Origin of the sequence: Phreatobacter stygius, from assembly GCF_005144885.1 — a bacterium.
Classification (GTDB): Bacteria; Pseudomonadota; Alphaproteobacteria; order Rhizobiales; family Phreatobacteraceae; genus Phreatobacter; species Phreatobacter stygius.
This window is the reverse complement of sequence record NZ_CP039690.1, coordinates 2,228,223-2,251,448: the sequence shown is the minus strand read 5'-3', so window position 1 is coordinate 2,251,448 and position 23,226 is coordinate 2,228,223. Positions and strand designations below refer to the sequence as shown.

General features: G+C 65.3%; 22 protein-coding genes and 1 tRNA gene. 9 read left to right on the top strand and 14 right to left on the bottom strand.

The genetic code is table 11. The features are described 5' to 3' along the window. The first annotated feature begins 120 nt into the window (after positions 1-120). Complete coding sequence (locus tag E8M01_RS10275; protein WP_215908873.1) at positions 121-495, top strand: helix-turn-helix domain-containing protein; 375 nt, start codon at positions 121-123, stop codon at positions 493-495. A 206-nt stretch (positions 496-701) separates the two neighbouring features. On the opposite strand, the gene E8M01_RS10270 is transcribed toward E8M01_RS10275, so the two are convergent. The 9 genes from E8M01_RS10270 to E8M01_RS10230 all read right to left on the bottom strand — a co-directional run bounded on the left by E8M01_RS10270 (position 702) and on the right by E8M01_RS10230 (position 9,265). Beyond that, a complete protein-coding gene (locus tag E8M01_RS10270; protein ID WP_136960032.1) occupies positions 702-1,502 on the bottom strand; it encodes a hypothetical protein in 801 nt (266 codons plus the stop codon). Positions 1,503-1,753: 251 nt separating this feature from the next. Next, positions 1,754-2,074: a hypothetical protein gene (locus E8M01_RS10265; protein ID WP_136960031.1), complete on the bottom strand. Its 321-nt coding sequence runs from the start codon at positions 2,072-2,074 to the stop codon at positions 1,754-1,756. 4 nt (positions 2,075-2,078) lie between these two features. Then, complete coding sequence (locus E8M01_RS10260; RefSeq protein ID WP_136960030.1) at positions 2,079-2,276, bottom strand: helix-turn-helix domain-containing protein; 198 nt, start codon at positions 2,274-2,276, stop codon at positions 2,079-2,081. Positions 2,277-2,366: 90 nt separating this feature from the next. Then, positions 2,367-3,164, bottom strand: coding sequence for a hypothetical protein (locus tag E8M01_RS10255; RefSeq protein WP_136960029.1), 798 nt, complete (start codon positions 3,162-3,164; stop codon positions 2,367-2,369). Next, positions 3,161-4,429 carry a tyrosine-type recombinase/integrase gene (locus E8M01_RS10250; protein ID WP_136960028.1) on the bottom strand — a complete coding sequence of 423 codons (1,269 nt, stop codon included), beginning with the start codon at positions 4,427-4,429 and terminating at the stop codon, positions 3,161-3,163. Before E8M01_RS10250 ends, E8M01_RS10255 begins: the two co-directional genes overlap by 4 nt. Positions 4,430-4,605: 176 nt before the next feature. Further along, a tRNA-Thr gene (locus E8M01_RS10245) sits at positions 4,606-4,681 on the bottom strand. A gap of 230 nt (positions 4,682-4,911) precedes the next feature. Further along, positions 4,912-5,757, bottom strand: coding sequence for a Bax inhibitor-1/YccA family protein (locus tag E8M01_RS10240; RefSeq protein ID WP_136960027.1), 846 nt, complete (start codon positions 5,755-5,757; stop codon positions 4,912-4,914). A 203-nt stretch (positions 5,758-5,960) separates the two neighbouring features. Continuing rightward, complete coding sequence (locus E8M01_RS10235) at positions 5,961-8,528, bottom strand: ABC transporter permease (RefSeq protein WP_136960026.1); 2,568 nt, start codon at positions 8,526-8,528, stop codon at positions 5,961-5,963. Continuing rightward, complete coding sequence (locus E8M01_RS10230; RefSeq protein ID WP_136960025.1) at positions 8,528-9,265, bottom strand: ABC transporter ATP-binding protein; 738 nt, start codon at positions 9,263-9,265, stop codon at positions 8,528-8,530. Before E8M01_RS10230 ends, E8M01_RS10235 begins: the two co-directional genes overlap by 1 nt. 85 nt (positions 9,266-9,350) lie before the next feature. Here E8M01_RS10230 and E8M01_RS10225 point away from each other — a divergent pair, with 85 nt between their 5' ends. From E8M01_RS10225 to leuB, 5 genes are all read left to right on the top strand, one after another. Continuing rightward, positions 9,351-10,001 (top strand): arylesterase, encoded by a 651-nt coding sequence (locus tag E8M01_RS10225; RefSeq protein WP_136960024.1) that lies wholly within the window; start codon positions 9,351-9,353, stop codon positions 9,999-10,001. Positions 10,002-10,061: 60 nt separating this feature from the next. Continuing rightward, positions 10,062-11,117: an aldo/keto reductase gene (locus E8M01_RS10220; protein ID WP_136960023.1), complete on the top strand. Its 1,056-nt coding sequence runs from the start codon at positions 10,062-10,064 to the stop codon at positions 11,115-11,117. A gap of 367 nt (positions 11,118-11,484) precedes the next feature. Next, positions 11,485-12,504 carry a DUF4167 domain-containing protein gene (locus E8M01_RS35520; protein ID WP_246088670.1) on the top strand — a complete coding sequence of 340 codons (1,020 nt, stop codon included), beginning with the start codon at positions 11,485-11,487 and terminating at the stop codon, positions 12,502-12,504. Positions 12,505-12,961: 457 nt separating this feature from the next. Next, the gene (ltrA, locus tag E8M01_RS10205) at positions 12,962-14,311 is read left to right on the top strand and encodes a group II intron reverse transcriptase/maturase (protein ID WP_246088531.1); all 1,350 of its coding nucleotides are present in this window, start codon (positions 12,962-12,964) and stop codon (positions 14,309-14,311) included. Positions 14,312-14,480: 169 nt separating this feature from the next. Then, positions 14,481-15,593 (top strand): 3-isopropylmalate dehydrogenase, encoded by a 1,113-nt coding sequence (leuB, locus tag E8M01_RS10200; RefSeq protein ID WP_136960022.1) that lies wholly within the window; start codon positions 14,481-14,483, stop codon positions 15,591-15,593. Positions 15,594-15,650: 57 nt separating this feature from the next. On the opposite strand, the gene E8M01_RS10195 is transcribed toward leuB, so the two are convergent. Beyond that, the gene (locus E8M01_RS10195; protein WP_136960021.1) at positions 15,651-15,911 is read right to left on the bottom strand and encodes a hypothetical protein; all 261 of its coding nucleotides are present in this window, start codon (positions 15,909-15,911) and stop codon (positions 15,651-15,653) included. A gap of 83 nt (positions 15,912-15,994) precedes the next feature. Next, the gene (locus E8M01_RS10190; protein WP_136960020.1) at positions 15,995-16,855 is read right to left on the bottom strand and encodes a hypothetical protein; all 861 of its coding nucleotides are present in this window, start codon (positions 16,853-16,855) and stop codon (positions 15,995-15,997) included. Between the two features lie 292 nt (positions 16,856-17,147). On the opposite strand from E8M01_RS10190, the gene E8M01_RS10185 reads away from it, so the two are divergent. After that, entirely contained in the window at positions 17,148-17,651 is a 504-nt protein-coding gene (locus E8M01_RS10185) for a L,D-transpeptidase (protein ID WP_136960019.1), read from the top strand. Positions 17,652-17,743: 92 nt separating this feature from the next. On the opposite strand, the gene E8M01_RS35035 is transcribed toward E8M01_RS10185, so the two are convergent. Continuing rightward, positions 17,744-18,187: a GyrI-like domain-containing protein gene (locus E8M01_RS35035; RefSeq protein WP_170181852.1), complete on the bottom strand. Its 444-nt coding sequence runs from the start codon at positions 18,185-18,187 to the stop codon at positions 17,744-17,746. Between the two features lie 428 nt (positions 18,188-18,615). Here E8M01_RS35035 and dapF point away from each other — a divergent pair, with 428 nt between their 5' ends. Both dapF and mtaB read left to right on the top strand, forming a co-directional pair. Further along, complete coding sequence (gene dapF, locus E8M01_RS10175; RefSeq protein WP_136964547.1) at positions 18,616-19,482, top strand: diaminopimelate epimerase; 867 nt, start codon at positions 18,616-18,618, stop codon at positions 19,480-19,482. A 3-nt stretch (positions 19,483-19,485) separates the two neighbouring features. Next, entirely contained in the window at positions 19,486-20,760 is a 1,275-nt protein-coding gene (mtaB, locus tag E8M01_RS10170) for a tRNA (N(6)-L-threonylcarbamoyladenosine(37)-C(2))-methylthiotransferase MtaB (protein ID WP_136960017.1), read from the top strand. Positions 20,761-20,794: 34 nt separating this feature from the next. On the opposite strand, the gene E8M01_RS10165 is transcribed toward mtaB, so the two are convergent. Both E8M01_RS10165 and E8M01_RS10160 read right to left on the bottom strand, forming a co-directional pair. After that, positions 20,795-22,294, bottom strand: a complete 1,500-nt coding sequence (locus tag E8M01_RS10165; RefSeq protein ID WP_136960016.1) for an amidohydrolase family protein — start codon at positions 22,292-22,294, stop codon at positions 20,795-20,797. Between the two features lie 5 nt (positions 22,295-22,299). Further along, on the bottom strand, positions 22,300-23,157 hold the full coding sequence (locus tag E8M01_RS10160) for a tripartite tricarboxylate transporter substrate-binding protein (RefSeq protein ID WP_170181851.1): 858 nt from the start codon (positions 23,155-23,157) through the stop codon (positions 22,300-22,302). Between the last annotated feature and the right edge of the window lie 69 nt (positions 23,158-23,226).

Genomic DNA, 23,226 nt, shown 5'->3' with positions numbered 1-23,226 from the left:
TGATGCACGCGAAGCCAACTGTGGGGAATGTTTTGGCTGCCGTTCCCGGACAGTCGCGCGGTTTCATGAAGCAAACTTCATGTTCGACAAAATCTAATGAAACCGGCTTTGTGGTCAAGCATGCGACTCGAAGTCAGCTTCGGTTTCATGCCCGATGATTTGAAATCGACGATTGGCGCTCGCGTTCAAGCTATGCGCTCGGTTGCCGGGATGACCCAGGAAGGCTTGGCTGCGAAGATCGATCGTACCCCTGAGAGCGTATCGAACATCGAGCGGGGCAAGCAGCTGCCGGGGTTGGACACTCTGTCGGATCTGGCCACCGCGTTAAACGTGCCGTTGGTAACGCTGCTAGCGGACCTCGTGGCCCCGCGGAGCATAAGCGCCGAACGCGCCTCGATGGAAGCAAGGCTCGATCAGATTTGTCGGCAACTGACCGACGCCGATCTGAGGATTGCTCTCAGGCAAATTGAAGCGTTTCTCGGACCAAGGGGTTAAGCTATTTGTCTGTGATGCGGCCGTAGCCAGCCGGTGTCCTGTGGTCCTACTCCGCTTGATTTGGTTGTCTGCTGCCGGCCGTTGGCGCTCTGAGTGGACCGTTGCCGCAAAACTCCGCAATGATGTGCACATCAATAGGGGAGCCGTTCAATAGCCCGACGCCGCTATCTATCCCCCTGTAGCGACTTGTCATCGCAGCGAACGCCTCAGTATTCGTCTTTTCTCCGGAAGCGGCTCGGGCCGGCCCACGACTCCGGTTTTGGCCATACCTTTATCGCCTCGTAGACGAGCGCACGTTGCTCCCAAAGGTCGTCCATCTTGGCGAAATAGCGCTCCAGCTCACGTCCGAGCTCCAACCACTCCCGAGGAGGAGAATCACCGCTGCAGGGGTCATACAGGCCCTCGCGACGCCAGCGTATCTGCTCTATCTGCTGTTTGATCGCGCGGATGTAATAGTCGATCCGAAGCTCGCCCCTATCGCCGAGGCGCTGATATGCCTGCTCGGCCAAATAGCTCTTCCGCGGGTCAGGGGGCCATGGATGCGCGGTCCAAGGGTTGCCGACTTGTGCGGACTTGCGCCCGGACAAGACCTCATGGTCGGACCAACCTTTGGCGTGACGACTACGCAAGGTATCCGGCCGCTGACCGGTCACCTCGGCCCAAACCGCCAAGGGTTTGGCCTGACCATCGACCTCCAAGATTATCGTGGTCTGGCGATTGTTGGCCTGACCCTTGGCGTCGAGCCACCGGACCAGTTTGGGCGCGTAAGTCGGATTGCGCGGATCGATGCGATCGAGGGTATGGTCACGTGATGGGCGGGGACCGACAAGAGCGAGAAAGTCAGAGAAGGCTTCCAGCCGTGGATCAATAATCGCTCCGGCCTTGCGCCTCTGCTTCATGTTCCGCCAGCTGGTGTATGTGCTCGGGTATTTCTCTCTCAGCGCAGTGGCAGTCAGGCTTTTGGAGTCTTCGACGTGCGAGAGGTGGATTTCGCCGTGTTCAAGCATTTCCTTGCTGTTCGTACTTGTTGCACGATTTCCCTTACTTAGGTCCGCGGCAGTGCCTTCAGAAAATGGAGCCGAGGCAGCGAAGGCTCGGCCGAACCAAGTCTGAACCGGTCGTCGTGCTTCACTGGTGGTGCCTGGAGGCAGTGACCTCAGGGGTGCCGCTGACGCTGCGAACAAATGTTTCGGAGTTCGTGAAACGGGTTGCAATTTGGGGTGAGGAGAAGCGCCGAAGCGCGGCTGGTTCGCCTGTTTCAGGGGTCGCCGGACGCGCGCGCGGCGGGAGCAAGACGGAGGGTTCCTCCGACACGGCAGGTGAACATTCCCTCGTCCGGGAGAATGTCGCATTCGAAAATTTCGAAGCCCGTGAGCACGATCGATTTCGGCATCCACTCGCTGGCGGCCTCAGCGGTTTCAAGCGCGAGGAATGTTGCCTCCAAATTGCCGACCACCTCGGCGTCGTGGGCAATCGAGGTCGTGACGGTCACGGTACGCGCGCCTTGAAGCATGGCTTCGTCCGCGACAGTATCGAGCAGTCTGCGGGCCATGCTGGCGATGGTGATGAGACTAGCCATCCTCCTACGCCTCCTTGGTCGACACGAGTTCGTCGAGAAATGCAGTGAGATCTGCTCTCCGCACGACCGTCCGTCCGCCGATCCTAACGGCGCGAAGTTCGCCGCTGGCGATGAGTTCCCAGGCTTTGGATTTGCCGATTCCGATCAATCCGGCGGCTTCGGTGACACCGTACGCGAGCCGGTCATTCAATGTTGATTGCATATTCAGATCTCCAGACGGGACCGGTGCATTCCGGGGCCGTCTGAAGACCTTGGGGCAAATCCACCCCCCAAAAAATGGCCCCAAACTGTTTCATTTCGGGGGACGTTTTAGGGTCCGATGGTGCTCACGAATGCGGTTCTCGATTGTCTTCGGCTTTGCGGCGTGGGCTTGGGGGTGCGCTGTCGCGAGCCAGTTATGGAGATGCTCCGCTTCGTCCTTGACGCGCAGTAGCGCTGTGCGAGAAGCCACGCGCCGGGCATGCTCGGCCACAAAGATATGAAGGGAGGTGGGGCGACCTGGGCTCCCTGATCGGTCAGTGATCTCCCCGCGATCCAACTCTTTGCCGTGAACCGAAACAAACCGAGGATTATCGAAACCACATAGTCTTTCCAGGCGGATGCAGCGTGACAGCCACTGGCTTAGATCAAGGACTTCCTCGTCCTCATCGATCTCGTCTTCCGCCTCGCGCAACGCCCTGGCTTTGACAGCTCTCCAGGTGTCGGCGGCAAGGTCGCGGAACGGTTCTGTAATTTCCCCCCGTCGGGCGAACAGTTGGATTTGGCCTGAAACGACATCATCGTGAAACGCCTCAGCTGCGGCGATCCAGAACTGCCTCAGCCCTTGTGAATAGGTACCTTTCCAATCAGGCGGCCAATCGCCTTCGCTGCAATAGTGGTATTCCTCATCTGTCATGAACAGATCGGTGATCGGAAACCATCGTGTCTTGCCGTTTTCGACACCGTCGCTTGGGGGTGAAACGACCCAGGCGATTTTCGTGTCCAGGGTGTATTTACCGAGATCTGGAATACCGCTTCTCCTCGCAGCCCGCTCAAGGATTAATTCCTTGATCGGCCGCCAGTCGGGCAGGGGTCTATCATTCCAAGTCATTTTGCCGGTTCCGAATGAGGGCTGGAGCGAGAGGGGGCTGAAGCGGCCAGCGCTAGGGCTCCCGCTTGCGGCCTCATGCCGGATGCCCGCAGCAAGTCGAGGTGATCGGCCCACCATGCCATCATCGCCACCCGCTCTTCCCAGTGTTCCCCTCTGGCATAGGCGCGTCGGACGGTATCCTCGTCCATGTGGGCAAGGGCGCGTTCGATGGCATCGGGGTTCCATTTCCCGCTCTCGTTCAACAGGGTAGAAGCGCTCGCGCGAAACCCATGCGAGGTCATTTCGTCCGGCGTGTACCCCATGCGCCGCAATGCCGCGTTGAGAGTGTTCTCGCTTATTGGCCGCAGGGCTGTGCGCGTGCCTGGGAACACAAGCTTGCCTGCTCCCGTAATTGGTTGTAGCGCCCGAAGGATATCGATGGCTTGACGCGTAAGTGGGATCCGGTGCTCGCGCCGCATCTTGGTGCGGTTGCCGGGGATGACCCATACGGCGCCGTCAAAATCGAACTCGCTCCATTCCGCCATGCGGAGTTCGCCGGGGCGGGGGAATAGAAGCGGCATAAGCCGAAGCGCGGCTCGGGTCGCAGGCTGGCCATCGAAGCCATCAATCGCCCGCAGAAGCGCCCCCAGCGCCAAGGGATCCGTGATGGCAGCCCGATGCTTCACGGTCGGTGTCCTGAGAGCGCCGCGCAATGCGTAGGTCGGGTCAGTGGTCGCCCTACCGGTAGCGATTGCGTAGCGAACGACCTCGCCAATTACAGCGCGGAGACGCTTGGCACTTTCGAGCCGCTCCCTCGCCTCCACGCCGCGCAAGACAGCAAGGACTTCTGGCGGGGTGATTTCAGAGATCGGCCGGTCGCCGATGGCGGGGTTGGCGATGCCCATAAGCCAATTCAGCTTTTGGAGGGTTCGGGCTGCCTTTCCCTCTCGCGCCTTCTTGGCGAGCAGTTCATCCGCGATCGACTTGAATGTCGTTGCGTTGGTGACAGCCCTGGTGATCTTGTCGAGGCGTCGTTTGGCGCTCGGGTCGACCCCATCTCGGAGAAGCCTCCGAGCCTGTTCGGTCTTTTCGCGAGCTTCCTTCAATCCGATTTCAGGATACCCACCGATCGCAAGCTGCTTTTGCTTGCCGTCGAAGCGATAGGCCAGCCGCCACAGCTTGGACCCCTGCGGGGTGACCAGAACATGTAGGCCCTTCTCATCGCTAAGTTTTTTTGGTTTTGCACCGGGTTTCAAATTCCGGATCGCGACATCCGTCAGAGCCATCTGTTGGCATCCATATGAGCATGTTGGCATCGATGCCGACAAATATGCCAACAAGAGTCATGGATGCAAACGGATGCCATCGGGCTCGGCTGGGCCAATTCCGAGCCGCCTAACCAAGAAACGCCAGTTTGTTGAATAGCTTACCGGGTAAATCCGGATTGCCTTGGAGAGGGGAATGGTGCCGCGGAAGGGATTCGAACCCCCGACCCCCGCATTACGAATGCGATGCTCTACCAGCTGAGCTACCGCGGCAATGGCGCGCCTTGTACAGGCGGTGCCCTCGATTTGCAACATCGGCGACGGGTCGTCTGGGCAAGATTACCGAGGATTCCGTCGGCCGCCGAAATTGCCGGACCGGAACCGCCTGGCGTCGGCGCGACGCGCCGTCGCTCAAGGCCTCAGGCCCCTGCCGGACAGGGCACAAACAAAACCCCCGGCCTTGCGGCCGGGGGCGGGTCGTCTTCGCCGATGGGCGATCAGGCTTACTCGCGCGAACCGAGGATCGACATCAGGAACTGGAACATGCCGACGAAGTCCATGTAGAGCTGAAGGGCGCCGAAGATGGCGGCCTTCTGGACCAGCGAGCCGTCCTGGGCATAGGCCAGGCTGTAGATGTACTCGTTCTTGATGTTCTGGGTGTCGTAGGCGGTGAGGCCCGCGAAGACCAGAACGCCGACCACCGAGATGATCCACTGCAGCATGGTCGACGGCGTGCCGGTGAAGGCGGCAATGCCGATATTGACCAGCGATGCGATGATCAGGCCGAACAGGCCCATCATCAGGAAGGTGCCCATGCCGGACAGGTCACGCTTGGTGGTGTAGCCCCACAGCGACAGCGCGCCGAAGGACGCCGCCGTGATGAAGAACACGCGAGCGACCGAGGTATGGGCATAGACCAGCAGGATGGTCGTCATCGAGACGCCGATCAGCGCTGCATAGAGCCAGAACATCATCTGGGCCGAGGTGGCGCTCAGGCGGTCGGCACGGAACGACAGGAGCATCACGACGCCGAGCGGCGCCAGGATGACCACGAACTTGAACCAGCTGGCGAACAGGAAAGCGCCGAACGGGGTCAGGAACTGACCGGCCGACACGGCCATTGCGCCGCCGCGAGCGCCGCGAGCGGCGAGCGAGGCGTCACCGGTCACCGACAGCATGTAGATGCCGAGCGCGGCAAAGCCGGTGATGGCAAGGCCGAGCATCATGTAGTTGTAGACGCCGACCATGTACGACCGCAGGCCCTGATCGACCTGTGCCTGCTGGACGGCCGTGGCCTGGCCATAACCGTAGCCACCATAGGCCTGGGCATTGGGATCGTAATTAGACATCGAATTACCTCTGGGTTTCCCTCGGAGTGGGACGGCGCAGGAGCGCCTGCCTCGGACGCTAAAATATGGCCGACCCGCCCCCGCGCACAAGTGCTCAACGGCCAAACCCGAGAAAAACCAGCCCAAGCGCGGCCCTTTGTCGCAATTCTTAACGTCTCGCAGGCCTGCCTTGCAGGGTTATTCATGGCCTGGACGTGTAACCGTCACATATTGCGGAGTACCGGGGCAGGTTTTTCTCCGAGCGCCCGCCAGGTTCCGAAGAGACCGAAGCCGACTGTCAAGATGATGGCGAGACCAACGATGCCGAAGGCCGCCAGCGGCGAGAAGGCGAAGGGGATGGTCATCACCTCGGTGGTGACGAGATAGGCCGCAAGACTGCCGGCGGCCACGCCGAACAGCGCCGTGATGGTGCCGAGGACGGCATATTCGATCGCATAGGTGCCGATCAGCATGGCGCGGCTGGCGCCCAGCGTCTTCAGGATCACCGCGTCATAGACCCGGGCGCGATGGCCGGCGGCGAGCGCGCCGGCGAGCACCAGGATGGAGGCGATCAGCGTCACGACGCTCGCGCCGCGAATCGCCGTGGCGATCTGGGTGGCCAACTGGCCGACCGCTTCGAGCGCGTCCTTGACGCGCACCGTGGTGACCGCCGGGAAGCTGGTGGCCACGGCCTGCAGCAAGGCGATCTCCTCGGCCGCCGGCTTCTGGTCCGCGAAGGTCAGCGTGGCGAGATGGCTGTGCGGCGCGCCGCGGAACGTGTTGGGCGAGAACACGACGATGAAGTTGATGCCGAGATTGTCCCATTGGATATGCCGGAAATTCGCGATGCGCGCGGTAACGTTGCGGCCGAGCACATTGACCACCACCTCGTCGCCGAGCTTCAGGCCGAAACCCGCGCCCATCCGTTCGTCGAACGAGACCAGCGGCGGCCCGGCATAGTCGGCCGGCCACCAGTCGCCTTCGACGACCCGCGAATTCTTCGGTACGCCGGATGCATAGGTAATGCCGCGATCGCCCGACAGGGCCCAGCGGATCTCCTCGCGCGCGCGGATGTCCTCGACCGGCCGGTCGCCCAGCCGGACGAAGCGGCCGCGCAGCATGGGCACCCGGTCGAGCAGCGCGCCAGGTGCCTGCGCCGCGATGAAGGCGTCGAAACGCGAGGCTTCCGAATTGGCGATGTCGACGAAGAAGAAGGACGGCGCCCGCTCGGGCAGTGCGGTTTCAATCTGGCGGCGGAAGCTGGCATCGACCAGAGCGATCACCGACAGGAGCGTCAAGCCGAGACCGAGCGACAGCACCACGGCGGGCGTCAGGGCGCCCGGCCGGTGCAGGTTGGACAAGGCCAGGCGCAGGCCGGTATGGCGCGGCCGCGGCAGCCGGGCGGCGAGCGCCATCACGCCGAAGGCGACAAGGCGCAGAATGACGAAGGCGCCGGCGGCGCCGAGCATGAACATCAGCGCGAGCCGCTGGTTGAAGGCGGCGCCGACCGACAGGGCCACCAGGCCGCCAAGGGCGGCCATGGTCATCAGCACATATCGCTTGCGCGGCAGCCGGCCGTCGCTGTCGACAGTGTCGCGGAACAGGGCGGCCACCGGCACGTCATGGGCCCGGCCGAGCGGCCAGAGCGTGAAGGCGAGTGCCACCAGCAGGCCGTAACCGGCAGCGATCGCCAGCTCACCCGGATAGACGTCGGCGGCGACCGGGATCGGGATGAAGCCGCCGAACAGATACAGCACGGCGTAGGGCAGGGCAGAGCCAAGGGCCAGCCCGATCAGCGTGCCGATCAGCGCCAGCCCGCCGATCTGGGTCAGGGTTACGGCAAAGACCAGGCCGCCGGTGGCGCCGAGAGCCTTCAAGGTGGCGATGTCGTCACGCTTGCGGTCGACGAGGCTGGCCACCGCGTTGGCGACGCCGACGCCGCCGATCAGCAGCGCGGTCAGCCCGACGAGCGTCAGGAATTGCGAGAAGCGCTGCACCTGCGAGGCGAGCTGCGGCGAGGCATTCATCCGCGTGCGGACGTCGAAGCCGGCCTCGGGAAAGCGCTCGCGCATGTCGGCGACGACGCGCAGCACGTCGGAATCGCCGGCGAGCCGCTGCTGCAGCCGCAGCTGGTAGAGCCAGCGGATCAGCGATCCCGGCTGGATCAGGCCGGTCTGGCGGAAGGCATCGAGCGAAATCATCAGGCGCGGCCCGAAGCCGAGGCCGCCGGCGAGCCGGTCCGGCTCCTGGCGAATGATGCCGCTGACGGCGACGGTGAGGTCGCCGAGGATCAAGGGGTCGCCGACCTTCAGGTTGAGGCGGGCCAGCAAGGCCGGCTCGACCAGGACGCCGGGCCGCCCGTCCGTGGTTGCCAGGAGATCGGTGGTGGTGCCGGCCGGTTCGGTCTCGAGCGTGCCGATCAGCGGGTAATTGACGGGATCGACGGCCTTGATCTCGACCAGGGTCGAGCTGCCGGCCTCGATCCGCGCCATGGCGCGGGTGGTCGCCATGACGGCAAGCGTGCCGCGGGTGGCAAGCGCTGCAACCGCCTCCGGGGCGAGCTCCTGATGGATCACCTGGAACGAGGCGTCGGCGCCGAGAATCACCCGGCCCTCGCGATGCAGGCCTTCGACCAGGCCGCGCGAGAACGAACCGACACCGGCAATGGCGGTAACGCCGAGCGCAATGCAGGCGAGAAAAATGCCGAAGCCCCTGAGCCCGCCACGCAGCTCCCTGAGGCCGAGGCGGATTGCGGTGGGAAAGCGTGAGGGACGGGCGACGAAGCTCGTCATCACACCCGCTCCGCCATCCTGATATCCTCGACGATGGTGCCGGAGCGCAGCCGGACCACCCGGTCGCAGCGTTCGGCGAGGCCGCGATCATGGGTCACCAGCACCAGGGTGGTACCGCGTTCGGCCTGCTTGGCGAACATCAGGTCGATGACGTGGCGGCCGATGGCTTCATCGAGATTGCCGGTCGGCTCGTCAGCGAACAGGATGGCCGGCTGCACCGACAGTGCGCGCGCCAGCGCGGTGCGCTGCTGCTCGCCGCCCGACATCTGGGCCGGGTAGTGATTGAGCCTGGAGCCGAGGCCGACAGCCTCGAGCTCGTTGGCCGCCTTGTCGAAGGCATTGCTGTCGCCCGACAGCTCCAGCGGAACGGCGACGTTTTCCAGGGCCGTCATGGTCGGGATCAGGTGAAAGGACTGAAACACGATGCCGACATGGCGGCCGCGAAAGCGCGCCAGGCCGTCCTCGTCGAACCTGGTGATGTCCTCGCCGGCCACCACGACCGCGCCGGAATCCGGCCGTTCCAGGCCGGCCATGACCATCAGCAGGGTGGACTTGCCCGACCCCGAAGGCCCGACCAGCCCGACGCTCTCGCCCGGCGCGATCGACAGCGACAAATCCTTCAGGATGTGAACACGTGAGGCGCCGCGCCCGAGCGACAGGTCGACGCGGTCGAGCGCGATCGATCGGCGAAGGCTCGAGCGGCTCTCGGAAAGCGAGGCAGGGGTCACGGCATCCATGAGAACATTCGTGGTTGGAGACGATTGCGGCGATGCACAAAGATTCTTAGATGGCAGTCAAAGTCAGGTTTGAAAGGGTGTTATCATGCGAACCCTCTTCACTTCGTTGTTGATTGCCGGCGGCATTTTGTCCGGGGTGTGGCCGGTTGCGGCCCAGGCGCCGCGCGAGGTGAAGATCGTCGTACTCGGCGACAGCCTGAGCGCCGGTTACCAGTTGCCGGCCGCCGACGCCTTCCCTGCCAAGCTCCAGGCGGCGCTCAGGGCGCGCGGCCAGGCGGTCAGCATCGAGAACGCCGGCGTTTCGGGCGACACCTCGACCGGCGGGCTGGAGCGGCTCGACTGGTCGGTCGGCGACGGAACCGACGCGGTGATCCTGCAGCTCGGCGCCAATGACGCGCTGCGCGGGCTTGATCCGGCGATCACCCGGCGCAATCTCGATACGATCGTGGAAAAGCTGAAACAGCGGCAGATCGACGTCCTGCTGGCCGGCATGCTGGCGCCGCCCAATATGGGATCGGCCTATGCCGGCGCGTTCAACCCGATCTTCACCGACCTCGCCACCAAATATGGACTGATCCTCGATCCGTTCTTTCTCGATGGCGTCATGACGGTGGCGGGCTTGAGCCTGCCCGACGGCATGCACCCCAATGCCAGGGGGGTCGACGTCATGGTCCAGCGCATCCTGCCCAAGGTCGAAGAGCTGATCGCGGCGGTGCGCGCCCGCCGCGGCGGTTGACGCCGCCGGTCGCGCTACCTAATCACGGCGTTCCCCTTCAAAGACACAGAGCAGCGCTCCATGCAGACCCGTCCCCTCGGCCGCACCGGCGTGAACGTTTCCGCGGTGTGCCTCGGCACCATGACGTTCGGCGAACAGAACACCGAAGCCGAGGGACACGCGCAGATGGACTATGCCGTGTCGCGCGGCATCAACTTCTTCGATACGGCGGAAATGTATTCGGTGCCGCCGAAGCCCGCGACCTATGGCTCGACCGAGCGGATCGTCGGGTCCTGGCTGAGACAGCGCGGCAAGCGCGACGACATCGTCATCGCCACCAAGATCGCCGGATCCGGGGCGATGGACTGGCTGCGCGCCGACCGTCAGCCGACCAGGCTCAATCGGGCGCAGATGACGGAAGCGCTCGACAACAGCCTGCAGCGCCTCGGTACCGACTATATCGACCTCTATCAGCTGCATTGGCCGGAGCGCCCGGCACCGTTCGGCGCCAACCCGAGCCGTTTCGACGACAGCCTCTGGGCGCCGCGGCCCGATGAGACCAGCATCGGCGAGCAGCTCCAGGTGCTCGGCGATTTCGTCAGGGCCGGCAAGGTGCGCTTCATCGGCCTGTCCAACGAGAGCGCCTGGGGCACGATGCAGTTCCTGAGCGCGAGCGATCGGCAGGGCCTGCCGCGGGTGCAGTCGGTGCAGAATGCCTATCACCTGCTCAATCGCACCTTCGAGACGGCGCTCGCCGAAGTCGCCTTGCGCGAACAGGTGGGACTGCTGGCCTATTCCCCGCTGGCGCAGGGCTTCCTGACCGGCAAATATCTCGACGGCGCCCGCCCGGCCGGCGCCCGGGTCACCCTGTTCAACCGCCAGCAGCGTTATGAAAAGCCGGGCTCGGAACCGGCCATCAAGGACTATCTGGCGATCGCCGGCCAGGCCGGCATCGACGGCGCCACGCTCGCCATCGCTTTCGTGATGAGCCGAGGCTTCGTCACGTCGACCATTATCGGCGCAACGTCGATGGCCCAGCTGAAGATCGCCATCGATGCCGGCGGCACGGTTTTACCGCCGGATGTGCTTGCCAAGATCGATGCGGTTCACCAGCTACGGGGTAACCCGTCACCATAACCCCAAGGGCATCCGCAGAATCTACTTGGAATCGGCTGAAGGACCGGCTAGTTTGAGGTCATGGGAATCGGTGCGGCCCGGGTAAAATCCGCGCATCGACCAGAGATACCAAACAGGTCTGGTGGGGTAGAAACTTCGGACACGCGGCGCGAGGGGCGTCACGATCCGATCCCGAAAGAGGACTTCGCAAGACAGAGCGAAGCAGGCCGGGCAGGGTGCCCGTGTCCGAAACCCGCACGATCGCTGAACGCCGCAAGTGCGGCAGAACCGGGCCAAGACGGCCATCTGGTTTCTGCCGGCAGCGGCTCCAAAATCCGGGCGCGCCGCATGGGACGGGGCGGCCACTTCAGGTCGAAGAAGGACCGACATGAGAAACGGCAACAACAAGCGCATGCGCGGCCGCAACAACAACCGCGGTGGCAAGGGTCCAAACCCGCTGTCGCGAGGCTATGAATCCAACGGGCCGGACGTGAAGATCCGCGGTACCGCCCAGCATATCGCAGAAAAATACCTGCAATTGGCGCGAGATGCCCATTCGTCGGGCGATCCGGTCGCGGCGGAAAACTATCTGCAGCACGCCGAGCATTATTTCCGCATCATTGCCTCGGCGCACGACGCGCTGCGCCAGCAGAACCCCTACGGCCGCCAGGACGGCCAGCCCGGGTCCGAGGATGAGGGCGACGATGACGGCGACGACGACGAGTTCGCCAGCCCGTTCGACAAGCGGTTCGAATCGCCGGTGCCGGTCCGGCCCGAACCGCCACCGCAGCAGGTTGCCCCGCCGCGCGGCGAATATGGCGGCCAGAGCCGCGAGTTCCAGGGTCAGAATCGTGAATTCCAAGGCCAGAACCGAGAGTTCCAAGGCCAGAACCGCGATTATCAGGGCGAGCGCCGCGACGGCCAGGGCCAGAACCGGGGCGAGCGGTTCCCGGACCGCCAGCGTTTCCCGGACCGCCAGCGTTTCCAGGCTGACCCCTCCGCTGCCGAGCAGCCCGATCTTGCCGCCGGCCAGGCCGAGGGCGACGGACAGGCAGCGCCGCGCGAGGGCGTGCGCCCGGACGGGCGGCCCTATGAGAGCCGGCGCGAGCGCTTCGAACGGCGTCGCGCCGAACGGTTCGCCGATCGCGGCCGCCGCGACGGCGCGCCCGAGGGCGACGTGCCCGGCGGCCCCGAGCCGCAGGAACAGCCCGCCCAGCCGGCGCCGCGTGAGGACGATGTGAATATCGGCCTGCCGGCCTTCATTACCGGCGGTGGCGCACCGGTCGTGGCAGCGGCAGTGGAAGAGGCGCCGTTGGCGCCGAAGCCGCGCCGGCGCCGCACGCCGCGCATCAGCAGCGAAGAGAGCGCGCCCGAGACCGGAACGACCGAAAAATCCACTGCCGAGTAATCCGGCGGCAGGTTTGAGGCTGAAGGGCGCGCCCTCATGGGAGCGCCCTTTTCGTTGTGCGCCCAGCATGGGCGCAATCTTGGAGGTGGAAGTCCTCCCGTAAGCTGGCCACAGCGAACGAAGCGAAGCGCAACTGCGGAAGGGCGACCGACCGTGGGGAGGAAGCGTGGAGCGTAACCCGCGAGACGATGGACAAGAACCGGATAGAAGGCGGTGTCGAGCAGGGCGAGCGGGCAACGAACCGCAAAGCCCTTGTGGTCAAGGCTCGATGACGTAAATCCGGCGTTTGTGCGGGGAAGGATTGCGTTCTTACCTGGGGAGATCTCGCCTCGTGCCTGAAAGGGCGACGGTGTCGAACCGGAGCGAGAAGTCAGCCGAGGTCGTAGTAGCCGGCGGGCCACCGTCGGCGAAGGACCGAACGAGAGAGAGTGAAGTTCCCCCAAGGATGAGCAAGGCCATGCGTCAGATGCCGGGTACGCCCGGGAAGCGGGAGAGGCGAACGGGTGAAGCCCGCTCGGGCTCCTGTCTCGACGAAGCCGCGCCCCCGCCCCGGACCAGGAACGACACGGGGCCGGGACTGCTCGAAGCGGTTCTGGCGCGAGAGAACCTTCTGCGGGCCTTGAAGCAGGTGCGCGCCAACAAGGGTGCGGCAGGCGTGGATGGTCTGGATATCGACCAGACGGCCAGCATGCTGCGAACCGACTGGTCCGTGATCCGCGACAGTCTGCTGAAGGGGACGTACCAGCCGCAGCCGGTGCGTCGCGTGATGATCCCGAAGCCGGGGGGAGGCGAGCGCGAGCTCGGCATCCCGACGGTGCTGGATCGCCTGATCCAACAGGCGCTCCTGCAAGTCCTGCAGCCGATCCTTGATCCGACCTTCAGCGAGCACAGCTACGGCTTCCGCCCGGGCAGACGCGCACACGATGCCGTTTTGGCGGCGCAATCGTTCGTGCAGTCCGGGCGGCGGGTTGTGGTGGATGTCGACCTGGAGAAATTCTTCGACCGGGTGGACCACGACATCCTGATCGATCGTCTGCGCCGGAAGGTCCCGGATCCCGGCGTTATCCGTCTGGTCCGTGCCTTCCTGAACGCTGACATTGTTGATGGGGATGCGGTCATCAAGCGGACCAGGGGCACGCCGCAAGGTGGCCCGCTGTCACCGCTGCTGGCCAACGTGCTGCTCGACGAGGTGGACAAGGAGCTTGAACGACGCGGCCATGCCTTCTGCCGCTATGCCGACGACAGCAACGTCTATGTGCGGTCCAGGCGGGCGGGCGAGCGGGTCATGGCTCTGCTGCGACGACTCTACGGCCGGCTTCATCTGACGGTGAACGAGACCAAGAGTGCCGTGGCTTCCGTCTTCGGCCGCCGCTTTCTCGGCTACGCCTTCTGGGTGGCGCCGGGTCGGGTGGTCAAACGGCGGGTCGCCGACAAGGCGATCAAGGCGTTCAAGACCCGGATCCGTGAACTGACACCCCGGGTGACCGGGCGATCGTTAACAGCGGTGACGGCGCGGTTGTGCTCCTTCGTGCTGGGGTGGAAAGCCTACTTCCGACTGGCGCAAACACCCAAGGTCTGGCGCGAGCTGGACGAGTGGATGCGTCATCGCTTGCGGGCCATCCAGCTCAAGCACTGGAAGCGGGGCAGGACAATCCTTCGGGAGCTGATAGCGATGGGAGCCAAACCCAACGTCGCTCAGAAGGTAGCGGGAAACTCCCGCTGCTGGTGGCGCAACAGCGGGATGCTCCTCAACTCAGTCCTCACGATCAAATGGGCCGACCAACTGGGAATGCCCAGGCTCGCCTGACCTCAATCTCTCGAACCGCCCGGTGCGGACCCGCATGCCGGGTGGTGTGGCAGGGGTGCGGTCAAACGACCGCCCCCTATGCCGATTTGGCAGCTCGGCATTTTGGCATCTTGCCTCGCCTCGGTCCGGCACGCTAAAGCCCCTGCGCTGCCAACAAGGGGAAACGGCCATGGCCACGCAAAAGCTTCTCGTCCTGCCCGGCGACGGTATCGGCCCGGAGGTGATGGGCGAGGTCGAGAAGATCGTCGGCTGGTTCACCAAGCAAGGCGTGGCGAAATTCGAGGTTGAGCGCGGCCTGGTCGGCGGTGCGGCCTATGATGCCCATGGCGAGGCCATTTCGAATTCCGACATGGCCCTGGCGCAGGCCGCCGACGCGGTGCTGTTCGGCGCGGTCGGCGGACCGAAATGGGCCGACGTGCCCTATTCGAAGCGGCCGGAAGCCGGCTTGCTGCGGCTGCGCAAGGATCTCGGCCTGTTCGCCAACCTGCGTCCGGCGATCTGCTTCCCGGCGCTCGCCGCGGCGTCATCGCTGAAACAGGAAGTGGTCGAGGGTCTCGACATCCTGATCGTGCGCGAGCTCACCGGCGGCGTCTATTTCGGCGAGCCGAAAGAGATCGTCACGCTCGAGGACGGTTCGCAGCGCGGCATCGATACCCAGGTCTACACGACAGGCGAAATCGAGCGCATCACGCGGGTCGCGTTCGAACTGGCCAAGACCCGGCGCAACAAGGTGTCTTCGGCCGAAAAGCACAATGTCATGAAGACCGGCGTGCTGTGGAAACAGATCGTCACGCGGGTGCACAAGGCCGAGTTCGCCGATGTCGAACTGGAGCATGTGCTGGCCGACAATTGCGCCATGCAGCTGGTGCGCTGGCCCAAACAATATGACGTGCTGGTCACCGACAACCTGTTTGGCGACATCCTGTCCGATATCGCGGCCATGCTGACCGGCTCGCTCGGCATGTTGCCCTCGGCTTCTCTCGGCGCCGAGGATCCGGCGACCGGCAAGCGCAAGGCGCTCTACGAACCAGTCCATGGTTCGGCGCCCGACATTGCCGGCAAGGGGCTGGCCAATCCGATCGCGACGATCTCGTCGTTCTCGATGGCGCTGCGTTATTCGTTCAAGGCGAGCGAGGCGGCCGACCTGCTCGACAAGGCGATCACCAATGTGCTCGCCGCGGGCCTGCGCACCGCCGACATCAAGTCCGACAATACCCACGTGGTCGGCACCACGGCCATGGGCGATGCGATCCTGAAAGAATTGCAGCGGCTGGCCGCCTGACGGGCATCGGCCCGGCGCGGCAGGGCCGCGCCGAAGGCCCGCATGGGGAAGGCCGGCTCAGACGCTCAGGTCGACGCTGATGCCCGGCTTGGTCATTGCCTTCGGCTGTTTCGTCGTGCCGATGGTGGCGGCGAAGCCTTCGGTCCGTGAGAGATGCTGGCGCGCCGCCGGCGACAAGGTGACCGTGACGTCGGCAGTCTTGACGACCCGGCCCGGCGGTTCATTGCGCGCGATGCCGGTCGATTGATTTTGCCCTGACGAAGGGCCCGCCGGGGCGACGGTGCCGGTCGCCGGCGCACCCACCTGACCAACAGCCATGGTCGTCTCCGATCCTGTTTCGGCGCCAGGATGGGAGCTTATGGTTAACTGTTGGTAAATGCGCCGCGCGTTGGCCGTTGTTTCTAAAGCCGGCGCAGGCGCAGGCGGGCCTGGCCGTCGGTCTGGAACGGGCGCGACGCGCCAGCGGTGACGCCAGGCTGGATCGCGCCGCAGGGCTGGCGGTTCAGCTCGGCCCGGACGAAGATGCCGGCCAGCGCCTGATCGCCGGCGCCGATGGTGACCAGACGGTCGATGAAGCAGCTGGCATCAGCGCGGCTGACGATCTCCGGACCGGCATTGCAGACCCAGCCGACGACGCGCAACCGCGCCTCCGCCGAGCGCAGGGCAAAACCGAGGCATGCCTTCGGACCGGCCGGGCCGTCAATGGCGATATCGATGGTCGGCAAAGGACCAAATTTGGTGTCGAGCGCCTGATGGTTCGGCCTGAGCCGCGCCGGCAGGCCGAGATCCGCGACAAGCGCGCCGATATCCTGCTCGGCTGGAGCGCTACCGGTATCGCCGCGGTCGATCGCCATGGCGGCGTGACGCTGGTCGCCGGTTGCCTCGCCGAACAGGAAGAGCTCGCGGGTGACGCCGTCGGAGCGCCTGAGGACACTGATCTTGAGGCCGAGCGGCCGCCAGCGCGGCGCGTCCAGGTCGAAGCCGCCATGGCGGGCCGCGGAAGCGCGCCAGACCGGAGCATTGCTGCGCGGCTCGACGGTTTCGGTGGCCGGCTGGCTGCCGGCGACGGCGGCGACCGAAAGGGCGCCGATCGGGACTGAGGCAATCAGGCCGAGGCCGAGGTAACCGAGCAGGCCGAGCGGCTGGTGTCTCAGCGCCCGGAGCCGTCGCGCCGGCATGACCACGTCGGCCTCATTGCCGGCAGCAGCGTTGCCCGCCTGGCCATTTCCCGGTGCGGTCGCTTTCTCTTGATCCTGGGCCACGGCCATCCCCCGCCTCGGACGGGATCATGCCGGCAGGCCGGTGAGGTGGCGGTATAACGATATGGTTAGCGCCGGATGAACGGCAATCATGGTGAACGGACCGTCATCAAACTGACGTAGCGTTGCAGCGCCGCAACAGGCGGCGGGAACCTTTTCCGGGCAAGCAACCACTCGTTGACTCTCGGCTCCAATAATCTTCACTCAACAACACAATAGAAAGCGCGGCCCTGGTTCCTGGCGCTCGACCGCTGGGACCAAAGGAGCGGCGTGGGAGAGTGTTATGGGGACGAGAATGACGCGGTGGTTTGCCGCCGCCTGTTTTGTTGCGCCGATTTTCGGCGCATTCGGTCAAGTAGAGGCACGCGAAATTGTGCGCCTCAGCATGCAAGCCGAGCCCGGAACGATCATTATCCGGAATTCCGAGAGGCGGCTCTATCTGGTGCAAGGCGACGGCACCGCCATCCGCTATACCGTGGCGGTCGGCATGGCCAGCAAGCAATGGGAAGGCGTGACAGTCATCAACGGCCGCCATGTCCGGCCGGCCTGGGCGCCGCCGGCCGTGGTCAAGCGCGACCGGCCGAGCATTCCCGATCTCATTCCGGGCGGCGCACCGAACAATCCGATGGGTGAGGCGGCGATGACGCTGGCGGGTGGCGAATATGCCATTCACGGCACCAATGCTCCGAACTCGGTCGGGCGGGCGGCGTCTTATGGCTGCTTCCGCATGCTCAACGCCGATGTCGTCGACCTGATGAGCCGGGTCAGCGTCGGTACGCGGGTGGTGGTGACACGCTGACCGCCAAAGGCGTGCCCGCGCTTGGCGCGGGCTGCGGCTCTTTCGGCGCAGTCCCGCAGCGCAATCCCGGCAGCGCCCAGGCGGTGCCGGGGCTACTTTTTCGGAAACACGTAGATGAACGTCGCGAGATCGACTTCCGACGTGGTTTCGGGATCGCGGACATATTCCTCGACAAAGGAATCCTCGGCCTGGATCGACCGTTCGTCGAGGAAATTGGTGATCTCGTCGTAGGTCTGTTCCATCGTGTCGTAGCCGCCGAAATGGACGAACCGGTAGGTCTGCCCCGCCGGTGTCGTGCCGGGCCGGGCCGGCAGGTAACGTTCGGGCGGCTGGGTCAGGGCGACGACCGGCAGGATCGCCTCATAGTCGGCCTGATCGTCGGTTGATGACAGAAAGCGGATCATGGGCGGGCCGGCGGCGACGACGCCCTGGGCCCTCGCCAGGCCGTTCAACTGTTCGAGCGTCCGCCGGAAGGTGCCGTAGAGGTCGTCCCAGGTGGCGCGTCCGGCCAGCACCAGGGCGGGGCGGGCAGTCAAGGTCACTTCATCGCCGAAACCGGCGGATTCAACGACATCGCCCGGCCGGCCCGGCGCCTGAGCCGTGGCGGGCGGCGTTTCCGGCGCAGGTGAGCCCGGCTGCGGCGCGGGCGCCGCGACCGGCGGAGGCGCTGGCAGGGCGGGCGTTTCCGGTTGGGCCGGCGCCGCCTGGGGCGCCGGCGGCTGCGCCTGGGCGACAATCGGCGCGGCCCACGCGAACAAGCCGGCAGCGAGCATCGCAAACAGGAGTGCTGGCTTCATGGCGGCTGCCTCTCGGATGCTTTCGACGCTGGCCACGTATGTCGCAACGCGGCCGTTTTGGACAGAACGATGATAACCTATATAGAGAACGGAAACGCCTCGGCGTCACTCTTAAAAAGGCATGCTTCTTAGCGCATGACCTTCGCTGCTGGATGACGTGCTGCCCCATGAGCCCGCTCGCGAACCATCCGTTCTGGAAGATGAACGGCGCCGGAAACGAAATCGTGGTCGTTGACCTGCGCCGGTCGAGCCATGTCATTTCGGCTGCCGAGGCGCGCGCCATTGCCGGTGCGGAAGGGTCACATTTCGACCAGCTGATGGCGATGCACGCGCCGCGCACGCCGGGCACCGAGACGTTCATCCGGATCTACAATACCGACGGATCGGAAGCCGGTGCCTGCGGCAATGGCACGCGCTGCGTCGCCTGGGTGCTGACGGAAGGGACCGACCGCGACAGGCTCCTGGTCGAGACCAAGGCCGGTCTTTTGGCTTGCCGGCGGCTCGGTCCGGCGTCGTTCTCGGTCGACATGGGCGAGCCCAAGTTCGGCTGGCAGGACATTCCGCTCGCCGAGGAATTTCGCGACACGCGGGCCATCGAATTGCAGATCGGCCCGATCGATGCCCCGGTGCTGCATTCGCCCTCGGTCGTCTCCATGGGCAATCCGCATGCGGTGTTCTGGGTCGACGATCCCTATGCCCATGACCTCGCGAAGATCGGGCCGATGCTGGAAAACCATCCGATCTTTCCGGATCGGGCGAATATTTCGCTCGCCGCCGTCAAGGCGCCCGATCACATCATCTTGTGGGTGTGGGAGCGCGGCGCCGGCATCACCCGGGCTTGCGGCTCGGCTGCCTGCGCGGCGCTGGTCTCGGCGGCGCGCACCAAGCGCACCGGCCGGTCGGCAACCGTGTCCTTGCCTGGCGGCGACCTCGTGGTCGAATGGCGCGACGACAATCACGTGATCATGAGCGGCCCGACCGAACTCGAACATGCCGGTGAGTTCGATCCGGCATTGTTCCAGGCGGCCGCCTGACCCATGGCTGTCGAGGTCGTCACCTTCGGCTGTCGCCTGAACACTTCGGAATCCGAGGTGATGCAGAAGCTCGCCGCGGAGGCCGGGCTCGACCATGCCATCGTCATCAACACCTGTGCGGTGACGGCGGAAGCCACCCGTCAGGCGCGCCAGACCATCCGGCGGATGAAGCGGGAGAACCCGGCGGCGCGGATCGTGGTGACCGGCTGCGCCGCGCAGACCGAACCCGAGATGTTCGCCGCAATGGCCGAGGTCGACCGGGTCATCGGCAATGACGAGAAGATGAAGGCTGCGGCCTGGGGCGAAACCCGGCTGGCCCTGGCACGCGGCCCGGATTTCGGCGTCGCCGCGACCGAGAAGGTGGCGGTCAACGACATCATGGCGGTGCGCGAACAGGCGCTGCATCTGGTCGACGGCCTGACCGGCCGGTCGCGCGCCTTCGTCCAGGTGCAGAACGGTTGCGACCACCGCTGCACCTTCTGCATCATCCCTTATGGCCGCGGCAATTCACGCTCGGTGCCGATGGGCGAAGTGGTGGCACAGGTGCGCCGCCTCGCCGAAAACGGCTACCGCGAGGTGGTGCTGACCGGCGTCGACATCACCAGCTACGGTCAAGGTCTGCCCGGCGAGCCGAAGCTCGGCGCCCTGGTCAAGGCGATCCTGCGGCATGTGCCGGAGCTGGAGCGGCTGCGGATTTCCTCGATCGACTCGGTCGAGGCCGATGCCGACCTGTTCGACGTGATCGCCGGCGAGGCCCGGTTCATGCCGCATCTGCACCTGTCCCTGCAGGCCGGCGACGACATGGTGCTGAAGCGCATGAAGCGGCGCCACCTGCGAGCCGACGCCATCGGTTTTTGCGATCAGGTTCGCCGGCTGCGGCCGGACATGGTGTTCGGCGCCGATATCATCGCGGGATTTCCGACCGAAACCGAGGATATGTTCGCCCGCTCGCTCGACATCGTCGCGGAATGCCACCTGACCCATCTCCATGTCTTTCCATTTTCGGCGCGGCCCGGAACGCCGGCGGCGCGGATGCCGCAGGTGCCGCGCGACATCGTCAAGGAGCGGGCGCGCCGCCTGCGTGGCCGTGGCGAAGCAGCGCTCGGCGCTCATCTCGACGGCATGGTCGGACGCGTCTTCCAGGTGCTGACCGAAACCCGCGATCTCGGCCGCACCGAACATTTCACGCCGGTGCGGTTCAAGTCGGCGGTCGAACCCGGTCGGATCGTCGACCTCACCGTCGCGGCCCATGACGGGCGCGAGGCGATCGCCGCCTGAGCGGGCTGCCGCCCGGCTGACACCAAGGTGCTGCTCAGCGGGTGGCCGCCTCGACCATTGCCGCGGCGCGGACCTTTACCTCATCGACGATCCTCGGCAGCTCCGGGTCCGTCATGCGGCCGCCCGACTTCATCACGCGGCCATCGACGATGACCGTGTCGATGTCGGCGGGAGTGGCCTGCAGGACGATGCTGCCGACCGGGTCGAGCACCGGCGCGAGGCCGGTGGAGCCGCCGTTGAACAGCAAGATGTCGGCGCGTTTGCCTGGTGCGAGCGAACCAATCACCTGGTCCATGTTGACCGATCGTGCTGCACCGATGGTCAGGATTTCGAGCATGGCCCGGGCCGACCACGGCTTGACCTGCGGCGGCTTGCCGGTGTCGCGGAAGGAAGTGGCGTTGCGCAGCGCGAGGTCGGCGGCATAGGCCACGCGCATCTGTGACAGCATGCCGCCGCCGAAGGCCGAGGGGATGTCGGTGCCGAGACTGAAGCGCAAGCCGGCGTCACGGGCCCGGCCGATGGCGGGGAAGCCGTGGCCCATATGCATTTCGGCCTCGGGGGTCGAGGTCAGCGACGCCCCGTTGTCGGCGGCGATCCGATATTCGTCGAGGTCCAGGTCATTGGCATGGACGAGCTGGGTGTTGCGGTCGAGCAATCCCCGCTCGGCGAGCGTCGCCACGACGCGTTTCTTGCGGGCGGCATAGATCGGCGCGCCGCAATGGAAGGCGGTGAGCACGTCGAGTTCGCGCAGCATGGCGAGGTCGGCCAGTGCCGGGTCGAGCGGCATGAAGTCGGGACCGGGCAGACACACCCCGAGCCGGACCCGGCCGGTGTCGGAGGCGAGCTTGCCGGCGCGCAAGGCCTTGGCATGCTCCAGCATGCGGGCATGGTTGGGTGTCGAGCCGTCCCGGGGCCTGAGCGGCACGGTGTAGCAGAGCACCGTCCGGGCGCCCGAGGCGAAATGGCCCTCTACCGCCGCGTCGGCATGTTCAGGCGAAATCACCTCGCGGTTCCAGTCGACAAGGGTGGTTGTGCCGACGGCCATTTCATGCAAGCCCCCGATGCGCACGCCGAGCGCCACTTCGGCCGGTGTCATGCGGTTCGAATAGCGCAGCACGATGCTGCGGAAATAGTCGCCGAAGGAATGGTCGGCCGAAAGCCCGCGCTGCAAAGCCTGCGGCAGGTGGACATGGCCGTTGACGAAGCCAGGGCAGGCGATCTTGCCGGTCGCATCAATGATCAAGGCGTCGGCCGGTGCCGCGACGTTGGCGCCGATCGCCCGGATCGCGCCGTTCTCGATCAGGATGTCGCCGCGAACGAGGTCGCCGATGGCCGGATCCATCGATATGACGGTCGCGCCGCGAATCAGGATCGTGGTGCGATCCCGGATGTCGGGCGGCGGCGGGGCGGGTGCCGGAGCCTGGGCTCCGGCCGGTGCCGCGAGCATGCTGGCGGCGGCGGCGGCTGCTGCTGCGGCGGCCAGCAGCGCACGGCGGCCAATGGCCGCCGATATCATGTCATCATCCCGGTTCATCGGCTTCAGCCTCCGGCAGCCTGACGAACCAGCGGACCATAACGTTCGGCGTCCCTGGCGATTTCGGCGTCGAAGGCTTCCGGCGTGGTGGTCACCAGGTTGACCCCCTGCTGCTCGAAGCGGGTCTTGATGTCGGCCTCGGCAAGGCCTGCGGCAATGTCGCGGGCAATCTGCGCGACCAGCGGTTTCGGCATGCCCGCCGGCCCCATGACGCCGAACCAGGCATCATAGGTGAAATCGGCAAGGCCGGCCTGCCTGAACGTGGGCACGTCAGGCAATTGCGCCATGCGCGTCTCGCCGGTGACGGCCAGCGCCCGCAGCCGGCCGGCCTGGATCAGGTCGCCGCCGACATTGAAGAAGGTGAAGCAGAAGGCGCTGTCGCCGCGCAACACGCTGGTCTGGCTCTCCGGCATGCCGCGATAGGGCACGAGCTGCATGCGCGTGCCGGTCACCTGGCGGAACACCTCGGCCGCGATGCCGGTCGAACTGCCGAGCCCGGCGGAGCCGTAATTGAGTTGGCCCGGCCTGGCCCTGGCGGCGTCGATCAGGTCTTTCAGCGTGCGGATGTCGCCCTCGGCCGGCGCCACCATGATCGACGGCATCGAGGCGACCTTGGTGATGCCGACAAAATCCTTCACCGGATCGAAGGTGACGTCCTTGTTGACGCTGCGGATGACAGTGTGGCCGTTGGAGGTCAGCATCAGCGTCAGGCCGTCGGGCGTCGAACGGGCGACGCCGCCGGTGCCGGCAATGCCCGGGCGGTTCTCGACGATGACCTGCTGGCCCCATTTTTCGCGCAGCTTCTCGGCCAGCGAGCGGGCCAGGATATCGGTCATGCTGCCGGCGCTGAACGGCACGATCATCCGAACCATCTGGTTCGGGAAGGCTTGGTTTGACGCAGCCTGGGCCAGGGACGGCCGGCTGCCGAATGT